This window comes from Chryseobacterium defluvii (assembly GCF_003634775.1).
Lineage (GTDB): Bacteria > Bacteroidota > Bacteroidia > Flavobacteriales > Weeksellaceae > Chryseobacterium > Chryseobacterium defluvii.
In genome coordinates this window covers 1,093,472-1,111,720 of record NZ_RBXB01000002.1, presented here as the reverse complement: position 1 = coordinate 1,111,720, position 18,249 = coordinate 1,093,472, and the positions used below count along the sequence as shown (strand labels likewise).

At 38.0% G+C, this 18,249-nt stretch carries 12 protein-coding genes and 1 pseudogene; 11 read left to right on the top strand and 2 right to left on the bottom strand.

Annotation, left to right across the window (positions count from 1 at the left end):
• The 5 genes and pseudogenes from BCF58_RS17435 to BCF58_RS11895 form a co-directional block, all read left to right on the top strand.
• A pseudogene (locus BCF58_RS17435) lies at positions 1–1,032 on the top strand (hypothetical protein); the annotation flags it as partial.
• A 39-nt stretch (positions 1,033–1,071) separates the two neighbouring features.
• A complete protein-coding gene (locus BCF58_RS11910) occupies positions 1,072–4,410 on the top strand; it encodes a glycosyl hydrolase family 2 protein (RefSeq protein ID WP_121461987.1) in 3,339 nt (1,112 codons plus the stop codon).
• Between the two features lie 27 nt (positions 4,411–4,437).
• Positions 4,438–4,959, top strand: a complete 522-nt coding sequence (locus BCF58_RS11905; RefSeq protein ID WP_121461986.1) for a hypothetical protein — start codon at positions 4,438–4,440, stop codon at positions 4,957–4,959.
• 59 nt (positions 4,960–5,018) lie between these two features.
• Positions 5,019–5,450, top strand: a complete 432-nt coding sequence (locus BCF58_RS11900; protein WP_228434792.1) for a transposase — start codon at positions 5,019–5,021, stop codon at positions 5,448–5,450.
• A gap of 11 nt (positions 5,451–5,461) precedes the next feature.
• Complete coding sequence (locus tag BCF58_RS11895; RefSeq protein WP_121461985.1) at positions 5,462–5,773, top strand: helix-turn-helix domain-containing protein; 312 nt, start codon at positions 5,462–5,464, stop codon at positions 5,771–5,773.
• Positions 5,774–5,908: 135 nt separating this feature from the next.
• Here BCF58_RS11895 and BCF58_RS11890 read toward each other — a convergent pair whose 3' ends face one another.
• Together BCF58_RS11890 and BCF58_RS11885 are read right to left on the bottom strand one after the other, a co-directional pair.
• Positions 5,909–7,180, bottom strand: a complete 1,272-nt coding sequence (locus BCF58_RS11890; protein WP_185144842.1) for an aminotransferase class I/II-fold pyridoxal phosphate-dependent enzyme — start codon at positions 7,178–7,180, stop codon at positions 5,909–5,911.
• Between the two features lie 78 nt (positions 7,181–7,258).
• Positions 7,259–8,296, bottom strand: a complete 1,038-nt coding sequence (locus BCF58_RS11885; protein ID WP_121461983.1) for a PLP-dependent cysteine synthase family protein — start codon at positions 8,294–8,296, stop codon at positions 7,259–7,261.
• A 223-nt stretch (positions 8,297–8,519) separates the two neighbouring features.
• Between BCF58_RS11885 and BCF58_RS11880 the strand changes: the two genes are divergently transcribed.
• The 6 genes from BCF58_RS11880 (at position 8,520) to BCF58_RS11855 (ending at position 18,173) form a co-directional block, all read left to right on the top strand.
• Positions 8,520–12,005, top strand: a complete 3,486-nt coding sequence (locus BCF58_RS11880) for a glycosyltransferase family 117 protein (RefSeq protein WP_121461982.1) — start codon at positions 8,520–8,522, stop codon at positions 12,003–12,005.
• A 90-nt stretch (positions 12,006–12,095) separates the two neighbouring features.
• Positions 12,096–13,586 (top strand): hypothetical protein, encoded by a 1,491-nt coding sequence (locus BCF58_RS11875; protein ID WP_121461981.1) that lies wholly within the window; start codon positions 12,096–12,098, stop codon positions 13,584–13,586.
• Between the two features lie 137 nt (positions 13,587–13,723).
• A complete protein-coding gene (locus BCF58_RS11870; protein ID WP_121461980.1) occupies positions 13,724–14,254 on the top strand; it encodes a DUF1697 domain-containing protein in 531 nt (176 codons plus the stop codon).
• Positions 14,251–15,111 (top strand): hypothetical protein, encoded by an 861-nt coding sequence (locus BCF58_RS11865; protein ID WP_121461979.1) that lies wholly within the window; start codon positions 14,251–14,253, stop codon positions 15,109–15,111. The genes BCF58_RS11870 and BCF58_RS11865 overlap by 4 nt, the downstream gene beginning before the upstream one ends.
• On the top strand, positions 15,111–15,920 hold the full coding sequence (gene kdsA, locus BCF58_RS11860) for a 3-deoxy-8-phosphooctulonate synthase (RefSeq protein WP_121461978.1): 810 nt from the start codon (positions 15,111–15,113) through the stop codon (positions 15,918–15,920). The genes BCF58_RS11865 and kdsA overlap by 1 nt, the downstream gene beginning before the upstream one ends.
• Before the next feature lie 45 nt (positions 15,921–15,965).
• Positions 15,966–18,173, top strand: coding sequence for a TonB-dependent receptor plug domain-containing protein (locus BCF58_RS11855; RefSeq protein WP_121461977.1), 2,208 nt, complete (start codon positions 15,966–15,968; stop codon positions 18,171–18,173).
• Positions 18,174–18,249 lie beyond the last annotated feature (76 nt).

Genomic DNA, 18,249 nt, shown 5'->3' with positions numbered 1-18,249 from the left:
ACCTTGTCCACTACTGTTAACGGAATAACAGGTACTACTGTTCCTATTATCAACAGCAATACATTAACGTTATCAGGAAGCAGTCTGACCAGTACAGTGAATGGAATTTCAAGCACTGCGGTGAATCTGGCTCCGGCTATTACGGCCGCTACAACCAATGTACTGAACAGCTCCGGAAACACAATGACCTCAACGGTCAACGGAGTAACAGATACGGCACCTATTATCAATAGTGTAACGAACACGGTTTCAGGAAATACCCTGACCACTACCGTAAACGGGATACCTTCCAGCGCTGTTACCCTTCCGCAGGGAATCAATATTTATAACTCCGACGGAACGCTCAATAGTGACAGGATGGTATCAACCAATAATAAAATGTTATGGTTTCAGAATGGGGTTACTAATGATAATAATCATATTGCATTTGATATTAATGTTGCTGTTCCGGGAAGTACGAGACTTATCACAAGAGGAAGTTCTGGTTCCCTGATCAGAGCTTTGGTTAATTCAAGCCGTATGCTGGATATAGAACTTCTGAGCAACGGATCATCCAGGCTCTTTTCCACCGGTAGTACAGAGTTATTTGTAGGAACTAATACTTCTTCCGGGCCTTTGGTTTTTGGTGTGGGAACAAACAGGGCGATACTGGCAACAAACGGGAATTTTGGGATCGGAACAACCTCTCCTTCTCAAAAGCTGCATGTGATAGGAAATATTCTGGCTTCGGGAACAATTACCCCGGATTATGTCTTCGAAAAGCATTTTGAGGGAGTATCAAAGCTAAATCCTTCATATACAATGATGAGCTTGGATGAAGTGGAAGAATTTACACGTCTTAATAAACATTTACCAGGTGTTCCTTCTGCCTCTGAAATAGAAGCACAAGGAGGAATTGTACTCAATAGGGCTGCAGAAATAAACCTGGAAAAAATTGAAGAATTATATCTCTATGTTTTTGAATTAAGGAAAGAAGTAAAAACATTGAAGGAAAAAAATGAACAATTGGAAAAGCGTGTAAATAAAAATTAGTAAGTTAACCAATATTTTACTAAAGATATAACAATAATAATGAAAAATTTAAGTTTTTTAATTAAATTTTTTGCTATATGTTTATTTCTGTCAATAGGAACACATATAGTAAAAGCACAGGATTCAGATAGTGACGGTATTACAGATGTCAGTGATCTGGATGACGATAATGACGGTATTCCGGATGCGGAAGAATCCCCGGACTGCTTCTATACAGTATACGAAGCCAACAGGATTGCTTCTGTAATTTCCACATTAAATGGAGGAGTCGGAGATCCTGCTGCTGGAAGTACTATCCCGTTGCTGTATAATGATAACCCTAATGATGGAACTACCGTTACAGCATATAATTTTGCAGCATTGCAGACGATCACTTCAGGGTCGGCTATCTTTACGGTTCAGTACCCAACTCCGGTCGTTCTGAAATCATTGACAGTTACCCAGGCAGCCAGTGGAATGGCAGCCAGTGGCTTTGCTAAATTATATGGTTCCAACGATGGTGTTGCCTATACACTTCTTACCACAGGCGCCGGAATAAGCATATCCGGTACAAATCCTACCTTTACCAATACTTCTGCAACAGCTTACCTATACTATCAGATCAGGTATATAGGAACTGTTTCCGCAGGTAATGCAACCTCCGTAGCAGCGGGTACTGCTGCAATACACGAGATCGCATCCCTGCTTTCAACAACAACGGTTTATGTCCCTTCAGCACATCCGAAACCCGGAATTTGCAGTGTGGATACAGATATAGACGGAATCCCTAACCATTTGGATACCGACAGTGACGGAGATACTTGTCCGGATGCCTATGAAGGAGGAGCGACTTCCAATAAGACGATTAGTATTTTACCTGCACCTTATGGAACCAATGGTTTGGCGAATGCGGTAGAAACGAGTGCAGACAGCGGACAGGTTTCTTATGTTTCCACCTATGCAAAATATGCTAGTAACAGTAACCAAAACCTATGTAGCGATACAGATAATGATGGTGTTCCCAACCCTATTGATATAGATGATGATAACGATGGAGTATTGGATACCACCGAGGGAGACTTCTGCGGAAGAATTAACAGGAATATAAGGGTAGGATATTTAGCCAGTGGTGCAGGAGATGATGGTCTGGCTTCCAATATGCTATTAAACCTGAACAATTTTGGTCCCTATGGAACCTATAATAAGACCACAGGGATTACTTTAGTTCCTTTTGCCACAGAAGCCAGTATAACAGAGGCTAGCTTATTGGCTAATAATATCGATGTGTTTTTTGTAGGGTCTTCGGCTAACCCACCTCCATATGTTAGTACAGATAAGGTTTCTACAGCACTTAATACCATCCTGATCAATTGGGCAAAGAATAATAATAAATCTATATTCGCTCTTCAGAATAATGCCATAGATTATGGCTATACAATTACAAATAACAACGTAAACCCAAACACTCCCGCGGGAACAATAGGAACGAATACCTATACAAACGGATATTGGCCAACACCAGCTTTGAATCAGTCAGGAAGTGTTCAAATGACGATCCAGTCCAGTACAAGGCAGTTCGACATTCTGATGACTGATGCGAATCTGAGACCTGTGGTGATTACAGACCGGGAGTATAATTTATTAATTTTCCCCGATGCCACGATCTATAATGCTGAATCCGGTATGATTACTCCGACTACTAATGATCAAAAGGCCATTGCAGACACCTGGACCTATTTCTTTGACAGGTTTGTTGCGCCTCAATGCAGCACACTGGATACGGATGGAGACGGTACTCCCAATCATCTGGATTTAAATTCGGATGGGGATACCTGTAGTGATGCTTTAGAAGCCGGAGCAACAGCTTCCTTAACTCCTAACTTTGCCTTTACCTCACTGGCGGGTACGGCAACGGATACCAACAGTGATGGGTTAGCAGATATTGTAGATACCAATACCAACGGAATCCCGAATTACCTGAGTACCTATGATCCTCAGGCACTTGATGCAACGATCAGGAAATGTCTGGACAGTGACGGAGATATTTTACCGGATGCTGCAGATTTGGATGATGATAATGATGGTATTTTGGATACGAATGAGGGGAATACCTGCAGTGGATTGACCAGAAACCTTAGAATAGGGTATCTGAATACAGCTCTTGGAAGAACCGGATTAATGATCAATATGCTCAGCAATACAGCTAATTTCGGCCCTACAGGCACTTATGATAAAATTCCCGGGATTACATTTGTACCTTATGCTACCGAAGCAGCTATCACTGAGGCACAGTTATTAGCAGATAATATAGATATTTTCTATGTAGGATCTTCAGTAGATGATGCTCAGACTTCTGCAGACAAGCTTTCAACAGCGGTGAATACCAGAATATTATCATGGTCGGATAATAATAACAAAGGAGTGATCGTATTACAGAATAATGCTACTGATTATGGCTATCAGATCACCAATAATAATTTAAATACAGATGTTCCTTACGGGCTTATCGGTGATGCTGTTTTTACCAATGGGTATTGGCCGGAATCTACTTTTGACCAATCAGGTATTGTGCAGATGACCATTGCTTCCTTAACGAGAACCTATGAAACCGCAATGATTGATGCTAACGGTAAAGCTGTTTTTGCCCGGGATTTAGGCAGGAAGATTGTATTTCTTCCGGATGCAACAGTTTTTAATACTTATCAGACAACTTCCGCAATCACGAACGCTGAATTAAGAATAGCAGCGGATGTATGGGCGTATGGTTTTGACGTATTTTTAGATGGGCAGGAAACATGTACTACACAAGACACTGATGCAGATAGTATCCCCAATCAACTTGATCTGGACTCAGATAATGATGGGTGCATAGATGCCTTGGAAGGAGCGGCTAATATTGTAACCTCACAATTAGTAACTGCGGCAAGCAGTCTTTCTGTAGGAACAGGATCTACGGCTTCTAATCAGAATTTATGTGCAGGTTCTTCATGTGTGGATGTAAATGGGATTCCTACCATTGTGGGAAGTGCAGGACAGGGAATAGGTGATTCTCAAAATGCTTCCATAAGTTCAGGATGTTTCTGCTATAAGCCGGCAGCAACAGTGGGAACCACGTTGGATACCAAACAGGGGATAACCGCACTGGGAAGAGCAGGTGCAAATATGGGGAACTGGCCGATGGTAAGAAAAGGAGCATGGACAGCCTTGGAAGCTAAAACCAAAGGATTTGTGGTGAACAGGATTCCAACCACCGCCCAGGTAAATGCTATTGCCAATCCTGTGGAAGGGATGATGGTATATGATGAAGAAGCTGACTGCCTGAAGATCTATACCACCACAGACAACGGAGCCACTTTCGGTTGGCAGTGCTTTACTACACAAACGTGTCCGGATTATTAATAAAGCTAATCTTCTAATCATACTAAAATGAAAAAAACATTCATATCAATATTGGTCATTATTTCCGCCTGTGTCTATTCACAGGTGGCCATAGGCAAAAGCTCAGTAACAAACTCCTCTGTTTCTTTAGAATTCGCAAGCACAGAGTCAAGAGGACTGCTTTTGCCTTGGGTAACTTCTGCAGCAGCTGTAACAGGAGCTGTAGATGGGACTATGATCTATGATACTACCGATAAGAAAATAAAATACCGAAAAAACGGAAGTTGGTTTGACCTGAGTGTAGATACTACCGGAGTTGTGAATACTACATTACAGGACCCGCTCTCGGAGCAGGCTGCCGCAAAAACAGCCATAGGAGTGAATGCTAATACCAATGTTACACCCGGGATTCTGGTATTAACGGATACCAATAAGGCCATGATCCTTCCCAAAACAGACAGCCCGCATTTGAATATCATCAATCCTGCTGCGGGGATGATCGTCTATGATAATGTAAAGCACCAACTAGCTGTTTTCAATGGAACAGTGTGGTCTTTCTGGAAACCCTAACAAATGATCCACAATCTATTATGGATGACGGGAAAAAGCGTTAAAAAAACCAATATTCAATGATTATGGGTATAGATTTTAAAAAGATACATATAGGAAGCTGTATCAAAGAGCAGGTCATACAAAAAGATATTTCCATGGAAAGGATTTGTAATTTCTTCAAAGTAGGAGAACAGGAGATTATCAGAATGTATGAAGAAAAAAACATAGATACGGATCTGCTTCTGAAATGGAGCAAGTTGGTGGAGTATGATTTCTTCCGGCTGTATGTGACCCATCTTTTGTTGTATGATGGGATTTCTCATACCAAAAATAACAAAAAGGTAAGAGAAACCGGAGATAAAATTCTTTTCAGAAAGAATATTTATACCCGGGAAATTAAAGAATTTCTGGTGGGCCTGGTTACCTCCAACCAAAAAACAGTATCACAAGTCATGGAAGAATATAATATTCCCAGAACCACTATTTATAAATGGTTAAGAAAACACTAAATACTTATATAATGAAAACACCTAATTATCAGAAAATTTATCAGGACCTTTTAAAATGTAAAGGTTTAGACGGGGCTATTTCGGTTCCTAAGCTTAACAAAAGCATAGAAATTATAAAATTTAATAATTTAATAGCCCAAAAGCAAATACTGAAAGATTCTCACATTACCCAACAGTCAAAATCTTATGATGAAGATTCCATTCTTGAAATGCTCAGGTATCAGAAAAAGTGTAATATCAATAATACTCAACTGGCGTTAGAATTTAAGTTAAGCCGAAATACGGTAGCCAGATGGAGAAAAGTTTATCAATATAAAATATAATGGTAAAAGAGCCTGTCTCAAATCAGGAATTGGATTTCATACTAATTAGGTAAACTAAAAAATAGGAATCAACAGATGAGCAATAAAAAAGAGACTGTGAAAAACAGTCTCTTTTATTTTTATCAGATCATTTCATTAAATCGGTTTAAAACTTAAACCTTGCTCCTGTAATAATCTTTGCTCCTGTTCCTTGTAATATCCACTTACCAGTTTATCATGGATTGCTTCAAAGGCTGCAAGTGTTTCATTGATTTCAGCATCTGTATGAGATGCAGTAGGAATTAGCCTTAATAAGATCATCCCTTTAGGAATTACAGGGTATACTACAACAGATGTAAATATTCTGTAGTTTTCTCTTAAATCCTTTACCAAAAGCGTAGCTTCTACAGGAGTCCCCTGCATCATTACCGGAGTTACACAAGTATTGGTGTCTCCAATGTTGAAGCCTCTTTCTTTAAGGCCATTCTGTAATTTGTTTGTATTCTCCCAAAGTTTAGCTTTGATTTCAGGTCTTGTTCTTAACAATTCCAACCTTTTCAATGCTCCGATGACCATTGGCATTGTTAAAGACTTCGCAAAGATCTGAGATCTTAAGTTAAATTTCAAATATCTGATGATTTCTTTGTCTCCTGCAATAAAAGCTCCGAAACCAGCCATAGATTTGGCAAATGTAGAGAAGTACACATCAATCTGATCCTGGCAGCCTTGCTCTTCACCTGCTCCGGCTCCCGTTTTACCCAGCGTACCGAATCCGTGTGCATCATCTACCAATAATCTGAATTGATATTTTGATTTCAGCTCGCAAATTTCTTTCAATTTACCTTGCTGCCCTCTCATTCCGAAAACCCCTTCAGTAATCACTAAGATTCCTCCTCCTGTTTCTTCCGCTACTTTCGTGGCTCTCTGAAGGTTCTTTTCAAGACTTGCAATATCATTATGTCTGTAGGTAAATCTTTTTCCGGAGTGCAACCTTACACCGTCAACGATGCAAGCGTGAGAATCTACATCATAAACGATTACATCATTTCTGCTTACTAAAGCATCAATCGTGGAAACCATTCCCTGATAACCGAAATTCAATAAATAGGCGGATTCTTTCTGAACGAAATCTGCCAATTCTCTTTCCAATTGTAAATGTTGTTCTGTCTCCCCGGACATCGCTCTCGCTCCCATCGGGTAGAACATTCCGAATTCTGCAGCAGCTTTCGCATCTGCTTCCAGCACTTCAGGGTGATTACACATTCCCAGATAGTCATTAGCGCTCCAGAAAATTACTTCCTTTCCCTGAAACTGCATCCTTGGTCCGATAGGGCCTTCCAGCCTTGGGAAAATAAAATAACCTTCACCGTAATCTGCAAACTGTCCAAGAGGTCCTGGATTTTCTTTTATTCTTTCAAAAATATCCAACATTATTAAGTAATTTTTAAGTAAAAAAGCCTTTATGATCTACAAAAAGGCTTGATTTGTATCGTGATTTATTATTTTTTATTTAATGAATTCTGTTTTGAAAACTTCATCATAATTGTGAACACAATTGTTGATAAAACCTTGCTCTGCCATCCACTTATCACTATACACCTTGGTGATGTATCTGGAACCGTGGTCAGGATAGATCAAAACAATCACATCATCTTTTGAAAATTCATGAGATTGTGCATACTGTAGCAATGCCTGAGTAACAGCTCCTGTGGTATAACCCCCCATGATTGCTTCCTTTAAAGCCACCTCACGGGTTCTGTACGCTGACATTTCATCATTTACCCTTACAAATTCATCCACCTTATCAAATAAAAGGGCAGTGGGGATTAAGTTTTTCCCCATTCCTTCAATCTGGTAAGGGTGAACATCCTCCTTATGGATTTTGCCTGTTTCGTGATAAGACTTAAGAATAGAGCCGTCAGCATCTACACCAATGATTTTAATATCAGGATTTTTTTCTTTCAGGAATTTGGCTGAGCCGGATAAAGTTCCTCCGGTTCCGGTACAGGCAAAAAGATGGGTAATCTTACCTTCTGTCTGCTCCCAGATTTCAGGACCCGTAGTCTGATAATGGGCATCAATATTCAGTTCATTGAAGTACTGATTGATGTATACCGAATTAGGTGTTTCTGAAGCAATTCTTTTAGCAACTTCATAATAAGATCTCGGATCATCTGCGGGAACATTGGCCGGACAAACATATACTGTAGCACCGAGTGCTTTCAGATAAGAAATCTTCTCAGGTTTTGTTTTGTCGCTCACAGCAAGAATACATTTATACCCTTTGATAATACAAACCATGGCAAGAGAAAATCCTGTGTTTCCAGACGTAGTTTCCACCACTACGGAGTCCTTATTTAATAAACCTTTTTTCTCAGCGTTTTCTATAATATGAAGAGCAATTCTGTCTTTAGTGGAATGTCCAGGATTATATGATTCTAACTTGGCATAAACGGTTGCAGGAATATCTTTCGTTACAGTATTTAGCTTCACCATAGGAGTGTTTCCTATAAGGCCAAGGATATTATCGTAAACATTACTCATTATTTGTTATTTTTCAATAAAAATCTGACCGCAAAAATACAAAAAAATAAATAATTTTTAAACTTTTGTTGAATTAGTAAGTACTCAATAAATAAATATTCATTTTTTCTTTTGCAATCCAGCCTTTGAATGGTCTCAAAAACTGCGCCAAATTTTTTAAATTTTGTTAAAATCACTATAGAATGAACTAAAAACCTTATTTTCGCGTAATTGATTTAATACTATGAAAAATTGGACTTTTAGGCAATGGAACACCATTTTGGGATGGGTTGTTTTCGTTATTGCATTTTTCACGTACTTGTCCACTATAGAACCTAATTTTAGTTTTTGGGACTGTGGAGAGTATATCTCTTCAGCAGTGAAGTTGGAAGTAACGCATGCTCCCGGAGCAGCTTTGTTCCAGATAGTGGGTGCTGTGGCTGCAATCTTTGCATTAGGCAAAGGCGAAAATTATTCCATTGTGATCAATGCAATGTCAGCATTGTTCAGTGCGTTTACTATTTTATTTTTGTTCTGGACGATTACCCATCTGGTGAGAAGGCTTTTGAACAAAGATTTCGAAGAAGTAACAAAACATCAGGAAATTTCTATTCTGTTTGCCGGGGTAATCGGGGCTTTATGCTTTACATTTTCCGATACTTTTTGGTTCTCTGCAGTAGAGGGAGAAGTATACTCGATGGCTTCCATGTTTATCGCATTATTAGTCTGGTTGATCACCAAATGGGAAAACGAGTACACGGCTCCGGATAATGAAAGATGGATTATTTTGATCTTCTTTATTTTAGGGCTTTCTGTTGGGGTGCACATGATGTGTATGCTGGCAATCCCTGCAGTGTGTTTAATATATTATGCAAGAAATTACAAATTTACATGGAAGAGCTTTATCTGGGCCAATGCTATTACACTGGTTGTTTTAGCTTTTGTTTTCAAGATTATTTTCCCGGTTATCATGACGTTGTTCGGAAAACTGGAAATATTCTTTGTGAACGGATTAGGGCTTCCTTTCCATTCCGGAACTATTGCAGCTTTCATTTTAATGGTCGTTATCTGTTATTTCTTGATTAAATATGCCAGAAAGGCCAAAAGAAATATTTACCAGACAGTTGCATTATCTGTGGTGTATATGATCATCGGTTTTTCTTGCTGGATGGTAATTCCGATAAGAGCAAATGCCAATCCACCGATGAACCTTAATGATCCGGATACGGCTATCGGGATGCTGGATTATTATAACAGGGAGCAATATGGAGACTGGCCTACCATTTACGGACAGAACTACACCGCTTTCCTTGATGCAAAAGGAATTGAAAAGAATGAAGACGGAAGCTATAAAACCGTAAAAACCGGGGATATCTATGAAAAAGATGAGAAAACCGGTACCTATAGAAAAACAGGAGACCGATTCAATTATGTATTCAATAAGTCCCATGTAAGCTTAATGCCGAGAATGTTCAATGAGGATAAAGACGTGATGTCCAATTATGTTTCCATGTATGGAGCTCCGGATTTTACGTTCAATTATGGAAATGAGGAAATTGCGGACAACCCGGAAGCTAAACAGATCTTTGATGAACTGAGACAAAAATATGAAGACGGGTCCATTACTGCTTCAGATTACCTGAAAGTAAGACCTTATGACCTGATCAATGTTCAGAGACCTTCTTTTGGCCAGAATATGGATTACTTCATTACATTCCAGAACGGGTACTATTTTGTAAGATATCTGATGTGGAACTTCGTAGGCCGTCAAAATGACTTGGAAGGGCATATGGAAATTACCAATGGAAACTGGATTTCAGGGATTTCATTTATTGATGATGCTTTATGGGGAAGCCAGGATAAAATGCCGGCAAAATTCAAGAATGAAAGCACGGTGAAGTTCTTCTTTTTACCTTTAATTTTAGGATTGATCGGTTTCTTCTTCCAATTAAACAGAGATTTTGGAAGATTCTACGCTTTGTTATCATTATTCATTTTAACGAGTGTCGGAATTGTTTTCTATACCGGAATGAAGCCTTTTGAACCGCGGGAAAGAGATTACGCATTAGTAGGCTCATTCTATGCATTTGCGATATGGATAGGATTGGGGGCTGGAGCTATTTTATGGTTCCTACAATCAAAAGTGAAATCCAACGTTGCAAATATTGTAGCGGGTGTAGTATTATTAGGCGTTCCATTAATGATGGGCTTCCAGAATTACAATGTACACGACAGAAGTAACAGGTACACAGCGTATGATTATGCCTATTCAGTATTGAAATCATTGCCGAAAGATGATATTTTATTCGTGTATGGGGATAATGATACCTATCCGGTTTGGGCAATCCAAGAAACTGAAAGATTCAGGGATGATGTAAAAGTGGTGAACTTTACGTTGGCATCAACTCCATGGAATATCGATCAGATCAAGAGAAAAACATACAACGCTTCTGCTATTCCGAGCCAGTTGACTCATGAGGATTACAGAGACGGTGTGAACGATCAGATCTATCTGATGAAAAAAGATGATTGGGAAGGTTTATTCTCTATGCTAAAAGAGCAGGGAGCTCCTGAAACAGAATTCCAACAGTTCAGAAAGTACCTGACCCAGGACTCAATGACGTTGAAAGAAGCAATGAACTTCATCAAAATGAAGTCTCCTCAAAAAGATGAGCTGCTGAAAATGTACTTTGGAGAAGAAAAATATGAAAAGTATAATATTCTTCCGGTAACTAAATTCATTTTACCTGTTAATAAGGCAAATGCTTTGAAAGCTGGAATTATCAGTCAGGCAGATCTTCCGAATACAGTGAATCAGATCATGATTGACTATAAAGGCAATACTCTTTATAAAAACAATCTGATTATGCTTGATCTGTTAGCTAATTTCGACTGGAAACGTCCGATCAATTTCTCTTCTGGAGGGATTTATGACAGCGAGAATATTTTCTTCCTTGACGAATATCTTCAGTTCGACGGATTCAGCTACAGGCTGGTTCCTATCCATACTCAGGCAAACGCCGACGGAGATATGGGTAGAGTAGATGCCAATTCGCTATACAATGTAGTAAAGAACTTCAGATGGGGTAATTTCAAAGATCTGAACGCTCATTTTGATGAAACGGCAACTTCTAATATTATCAGCTATAGAGGTGCGGCAAGTAGAGCGGCAGCAGCGCTTTCATTGAGCGGACAGAAAGCTAAGGCGCTTGAATTATTAGATTTAGCGGCTAAAGAAATTCCGGCTGAAAAATATAATGATCCCCGTTCATTAAGCTCTATGGTATATGGTTACATTGTAGCAGGACAGGAGCAGAAAGGCTTGAAATTGGCAGAAATCCTTAAAAAAGGAATCTTTGAAGAATACGATTATTATCTAAGCTTAAGTAAATCGGATCAGGTGTACCTGAGAAAACAGATGAGAGCAAAACCAATGGAATACTCTCTTGTTGTTTCAGCCGTTACGGATGCTTATACAAAAATTGGTCAGAAAGATAAAGCTTATGATTATCTGGTTCAATCTATTGAGCCGATCGACAAGAAGTTCAATGCTTTTATCAAGGATTTGCAGCAGTTAGGAAAAGAAAAAGCAATGAGCGAATCGGAAAATGTACAGAAGATCACACCATTCTACCAATATTTATTTGATATTATGCAACCATTTGATTCCACATATTCAAAAGAAAAGGAAAATCAGATTACCACTGCGATTATTAAAGCAACACAATAAAAAGCATACTTTAAAACGGAACTTCGGTTCCGTTTTTTTATTGGGTTTCATGAATTTTAAGATTATCTTTGTACTACATAAATGAGCACAATGACTGAATCAAAAAACAGTAAAATTCCAATATATGCTGTAATATTTACAGTAGTATTCAAGCTTCTTTTTTTGCTTACCCGTTACATCCAGGAAGATTCTTTTATCACCTGGAGAGTAGCCCAGAATTTACTGGATTACGGCGTAATAGGCTTTAACGGAAATACAAAAATCTCTGCATCCACCACACATTTGTATGTTTTTGTATCCTATTTATTCAATTTGATTTTTGGGAAAGAAAACTTTATTGTTCCCATTCTGATATTCAATTCCTTGCTTTTTACAATAGGAAGCTTATTTTTATCTCATTTGGTTTTAAAAAATCCCTGGCATAAAGCTGTTTTCATATTCCTGTTAGGAGTTTTGCCTCCTTCTATAAAGATTTCTATCTTAGGAATGGAGTACGGGTTACTCTTCTTTCTGGAAATGGCCTTATTGTATTACGGATTCAGGAAACATAAAACATGGGCACTGATTGTATTGCCTGTTCTGATATTATTTACGAGAATTGATACGGCGATCTTCCTGGGAATAGTATTTTTAGTGGATACTTATTTCAACAGAAGATTAAGGGTAAAATATATTCTGGGCGGAATTTTAGGTATTTCCGTGGCATTGGCGTTCAACTGGTTGTATTTTGGAGAATTGATCAATAACACGATTGTTGCCAAAAAACTTTTATATGACCACAATTTTACGACCCAACAGAACATAGAATATTTTACTTCAAATTATGGTAATTTCTGGGGAATGCTGAAATTACCCGGAAACTTTAATCCTCTGACGATTGTTATCTTACTGTTTGAGCTGTTGTGTTTCATCTACCTGATCAGGCAAAAGGAAAAAAGGAATTATTTCTTATGGATGATATTCCTTTTCGGATGGACGAAACAAATCATTTTCATTTCCCAGAAAAGTTTATTCGACTGGTATTATTGGGTACCGCAACTCTTACTTTTTGTGCCGGTTCTTATTTTTGTGCTGGAACAGAAAGTAAAAAGAAACTGGTGGCTCTCTTTACTGATCCTATTCTATATCCTTCCTATGCTCGCTTTTCAAACCATACATTCTATTGCTACAGGAAACGGAGAATGGAATTACAGGAGAAAAATGGGACTGTTTCTAGGGAATTATGAAAAAGACAAAAACCAATGGATTTTCCTTGAGCCTGCAGGATATATCCCATATTTTTCAGGGTTGAAAACCATTGATGAAGTAGGTCTTGTTGATAAACAGATCCAGGAAGAAATTAAAAAAGACAAAAAGAATTACTGGATCAATACGGTAAAAAATAGGAAGCCGAAGTACCTGCTTTCTTATCAGGATTTATTTGAAGGAGAAAATGCTGAATATTATAAAGCTCATTATAAAATATTAAAAGAATTCAGGGTGAAAGATTATATCAAAAGTGATAATAAAATTCTGGAAAAAATTTATAAGCTGAAGCCTTCCGGAACAGATTATAATTTGTATGAAAGATTGAAAGATTAAAAGATTAAAAGATTAAAAGATTAAAAGATTAAAAGATTAAAAGATTATATTTAATAACTCATAACCCATAACCCATAACCCATAACCCATAACCCATAACTCATAACTTCTAACTCATAACTTCTAACTCCATCCCTATGAACTATTGTGCTTTTCTTCGAGGTGTGAATGTAAAAGGAACAAACATGAAAATGGCAGATGTTTGCCAGGTTTTCAAAGAGGCGGGAATGAAAGATGTCTTTTCTGTTTTAGCTTCCGGAAATATTGTGTTTTCATCCGATAAGAAAGCAGATGAATTAAAGAAAATCCTTGAAAAAGCAATGTCGGACCACTTTTCCTATGAAGCGTTTTTATTTATAAGATCTCAAAAAGAAACGGAAGCCTTCTGGAATGGAAATCCTTTTACCAAAAATGAAGACCTGCATACTTATACCTTTGTGGGAAATCCCGGAGTGGAAAATATACTGATGCAGGAATTTGAAAATGCTGCTAAAACAGAAAATGAAAAGGCAGAAATTGTGAATAATATTTTTTATTGGCAAGTTCCGAAAGGAAATACCCTGGATTCCACTTTTGGAAAAGTTTTAGGTAAAAAAAGCCTGAAAGATCAGTTTACAAGCAGAAATATTAATACTTTTGAGAAAGTAATTAAAAAGATGCTGCAATGAAAAAAATAGTTCTCATTTCGCTTTTAACGGCAAGCCTTTCTTTATCTTCCCAAACGGTTTCCCAACTGAAATTTGAGACCAATGTTCCGGATGCGGAGAACAGTTGGGTCGTGATGCCTAAAAAAGAAGGCGAAACGAAATATAATGTGGGAGTGATCTATTTTGATGATACAGCAGGATACAGTTACAGGATGCAGGGCAGTTTGAATGAGAAAAATGGTAAACTGGAGTATATTGAAGATGAAACCAATACAACAGCGTCATACACGGTTCGGGTAGGAAACATGGAATTCAAGACTGCTATACTGTCTCCTGAGCTGTTAAAGCAATTCAATTTACCGGCTCAGCCGGATTGGCTGAAACATTACGCAAGCAAAGGTTCTGAAAATGAAAAAATATTAAGAAGAGCCAGTATCATGAATGGCGCTAATTTCCCTCAATTGGCATTGCCCAGGCTGCAAAAACTATATCAGAATAATTTTAAGACCGATAAGCTGTATTTTGAACTTTCTTTTTCCTATAATGCTCTGAAAGATTATGTGAATGCAGAAAAAATATGCCTGGAAGCATTCCAAAATAAAATTTCTGATGACCTGATCAATAAAGAATACATCTATGCGTTATTAAACCAGAATAAACTTGCGGAGGCAGATTCTTTTCTGATTCAAAAACTGGATAGCTTTGAAAATAAAGATTACAGGGCAGAATCAATGCTTAACTTGGGAGCCTATGCAGCTCATTATAAAAATTTGGATTTAGCTAAAAAATGGCTGAATGTTCTTAAAAAAGAGAATGATGAAAGATATAAGAAGAATGTTCAAAATTTAGAAAATATAATTAATAAAACCCAGAATTAATGATTCAGTATTTAGATAATATTCATCACAAAGATTCCAAAAATTTCTTCCTTATTGCAGGACCATGTATTATTGAAGGGGAAGATATGGCGTTAAGAATTGCCGAAAAAGTGATAGAACTTACCAATAAATATAATATTCCTTATATTTTCAAAGGGAGCTTTAAAAAGGCTAACCGAAGCAGGGTAGATTCATTTACAACGATCGGAGAGGAAAAATCCCTTGAAATTCTTAAAAAAGTAGGTGAGACCTTCAATATTCCCACGACAACGGATATTCATGAAAATGAACATGCCGCTTTGGCAGCGCAATATGTGGATGTTCTGCAGATCCCGGCTTTTCTTGTAAGACAAACGGATTTGCTGGTGGCGGCGGCAAAAACAGGAAAATGTGTTACCTTAAAGAAAGGACAATTCCTTTCTCCGGAAGCCATGAAATTTGCGGTTCAGAAGGTTACGGATTCAGACAACCCAAAAGTTGCCATTATTGAAAGAGGAAATTCTTTCGGATATACCGACCTGATTGTGGATTACCGCGGAATTCCGACTATGAGAGAATATGCGCCGGTGATTTTGGATGTTACCCATTCCCTGCAACAACCTAACCAGAGTTCAGGCGTTACAGGCGGAAGACCGGATCTTATAGAGACTGTTGCCAAAGCAGGAATTGCGGTGGGAGCAGACGGAATCTTCATTGAAACCCATCCGACCCCGGAAACAGCATTATCCGACGGAGCCAATATGTTAAGACTGGATTTATTGGAAGATTTGTTGCAAAAATTAACAAGAATCAGAGAATCAATTTTGTAATTGTTAAAAAATAATTAATTTTAGGAATTCTTTAAAATATTTCTTTTGAAAAAACTAGTTTTACCACTAAGCCTTATGGTTCCTTTGCTGGCTTTCTCTCAGGCGAAAAAGAGGGATACCTCTACGAAAGTAACCGAGATTGAGGAAGTCATTTTCCAGAAAAAGACAACAGGAAAAACAAATGACCTTACTACTGTAAAAATTTCAGCCAAAGATGCTCAGCAAGTAGCAAGTATTTCCGGAGGTATAGAAGGGATTATCAAAACATTACCTTCCGTAAACTCCAATACTGAACTTTCTTCACAGTATATGGTGCGTGGCGGTAACTACGATGAGAACCTTATCTACATTAATGATATCGAAATTTACAGGCCTTTTCTGATCAGAAATTCACAGCAGGAAGGACTGAGTATCATTAATCCCGATATGGTCTCAACGGTCAATTTTTCAGCGGGAGGCTTTGAACCCAGATATGGAGATAAAATGTCTTCAGCGTTGAATATTTATTACCGCGAACCGGAAAAATTTGAGCTTTCAGGAGAAGCCAGTTTGATAGGAGGAAGGCTGACTACAGGCCTGGCTTCAAAAAATCAGAAGCTAACGGCTTTATTTTCGGGGAGATACAGAAATACCAACCTGGTTCTTAATACTTTAAAAGAAGATACGGATTTTAACCCTAAATACTGGGATTTTCAATCGTACATCAATTATCATTTCAGTCCGAAGTTCTCCTTATCGTTCATAGGGTATTATTCCAAGAATGATTATGAGATGATCCCTAAAGAAAGAAGTGTGGATTTCGGAACCGTTCAGATGCCGCTTAACCTTACAGTTTTCTATGACGGAAGGGAAGATGATAAGTATAAAAATATGATGGGAACGGTTTCCATGAACTATAAACCATCGGATAAATGGAGATTCACTTTAGACAGCTTTGCCTATCAGAACAGGGAAAGAGAATATTATACCATTTCTTCAGCTTATATATTGCAAACATTTGATCCTATTACAGGAGCTCCTGTGACAACGTATGATATAGGCGGACAAATAGAACATGCCAGAAATGATTTATTTGTAAGAACTTATGGAAGCCAGTTCAGAACACGGTTTTCCCCCAATGTAAATACAGATATTGAAGTCGGATTCAAATTTGAAAAAGAAAATCTGAAAGATCTTACCAATGAGTGGAAACTGGTAGATTCTGCAGGTTATAGTACCCCAAGACCACCGGATGATCCAAGATTTGGTGATCCGTCTGATTTAGATTTATTCTACAGAATATCCGGAAACAACAGTATTGAGCCTACAAGACTTTCGGCTTATGCCCAATATTCTCAGAAATTTTTCTGGGGAAGCAATAAAGTATTCATCAATGCCGGAGCCAGGGTTTCCCACTGGAGTTTTAATAAAGAAACTATTTTCTCTCCGAGAGTACAGTTTGCCATAAAACCGGATTGGGAATCGGATATGTTGTTCAGGCTTTCAGGAGGAGTGTATTACCAGTCGCCGTTCTATAAAGAAATTAAAGATCTAAACGGAAACTTCAATTCAGATATAAAATCACAGCGTTCTATCCAGGCGATCCTGGCCAACGATTATGAATTTTATATGTATGACAGACCATTCAAATTAACAACAGAAGCGTATTACAAAAAGATGGATAACCTTATTCCGTACTATATGGATAATGTAAGAATCCGTTATTCAGGTAAAAATAATGCTTCCGGGTATGCGTATGGAATTGATACCAGGTTATTCGGGGAATTTGTTCCGGGAGTTGATTCCTGGTTATCTGCAAGTTATGCGAGGGTATATGAAAATATAGACGGACAAGGGAATATTCCGAGACCTACAGATCAAAGATTCAGGTTTGCCATGTTTTATCAGGATTATATGCCTAAATTCCCATCCATGCGTGTCAACCTTACTTTGGTATATGCAATGGGATTGCCAACGGGAGCTCCGGTCTTTACCAATCCGTACAATTATCAAAAAACATTGCCTTCTTATAAAAGAGTAGATATCGGACTTTCAAAAGTGTTTATAGATCCTAAAAGCAAAAACAGACCTTACGGTTTCTGGGGTAATTTTGAGGAACTTACGTTGGGAGTACAGGTTTTCAACGCATTTAACATCAACAATACTGTGGCCAACCAATGGATCACAGATTCAACAACCAATCTGATGTATCCTGTTCCGGTACGTCTTACAGGACGTTTCTTCAATGTGAAACTGGAATTTAAAATTAAATAGATATCAGATGTTAGATTGGTTGATAAATTATATTCAACATCAATTATCAAAAAAATCTGCTCAATCTGCATAATCT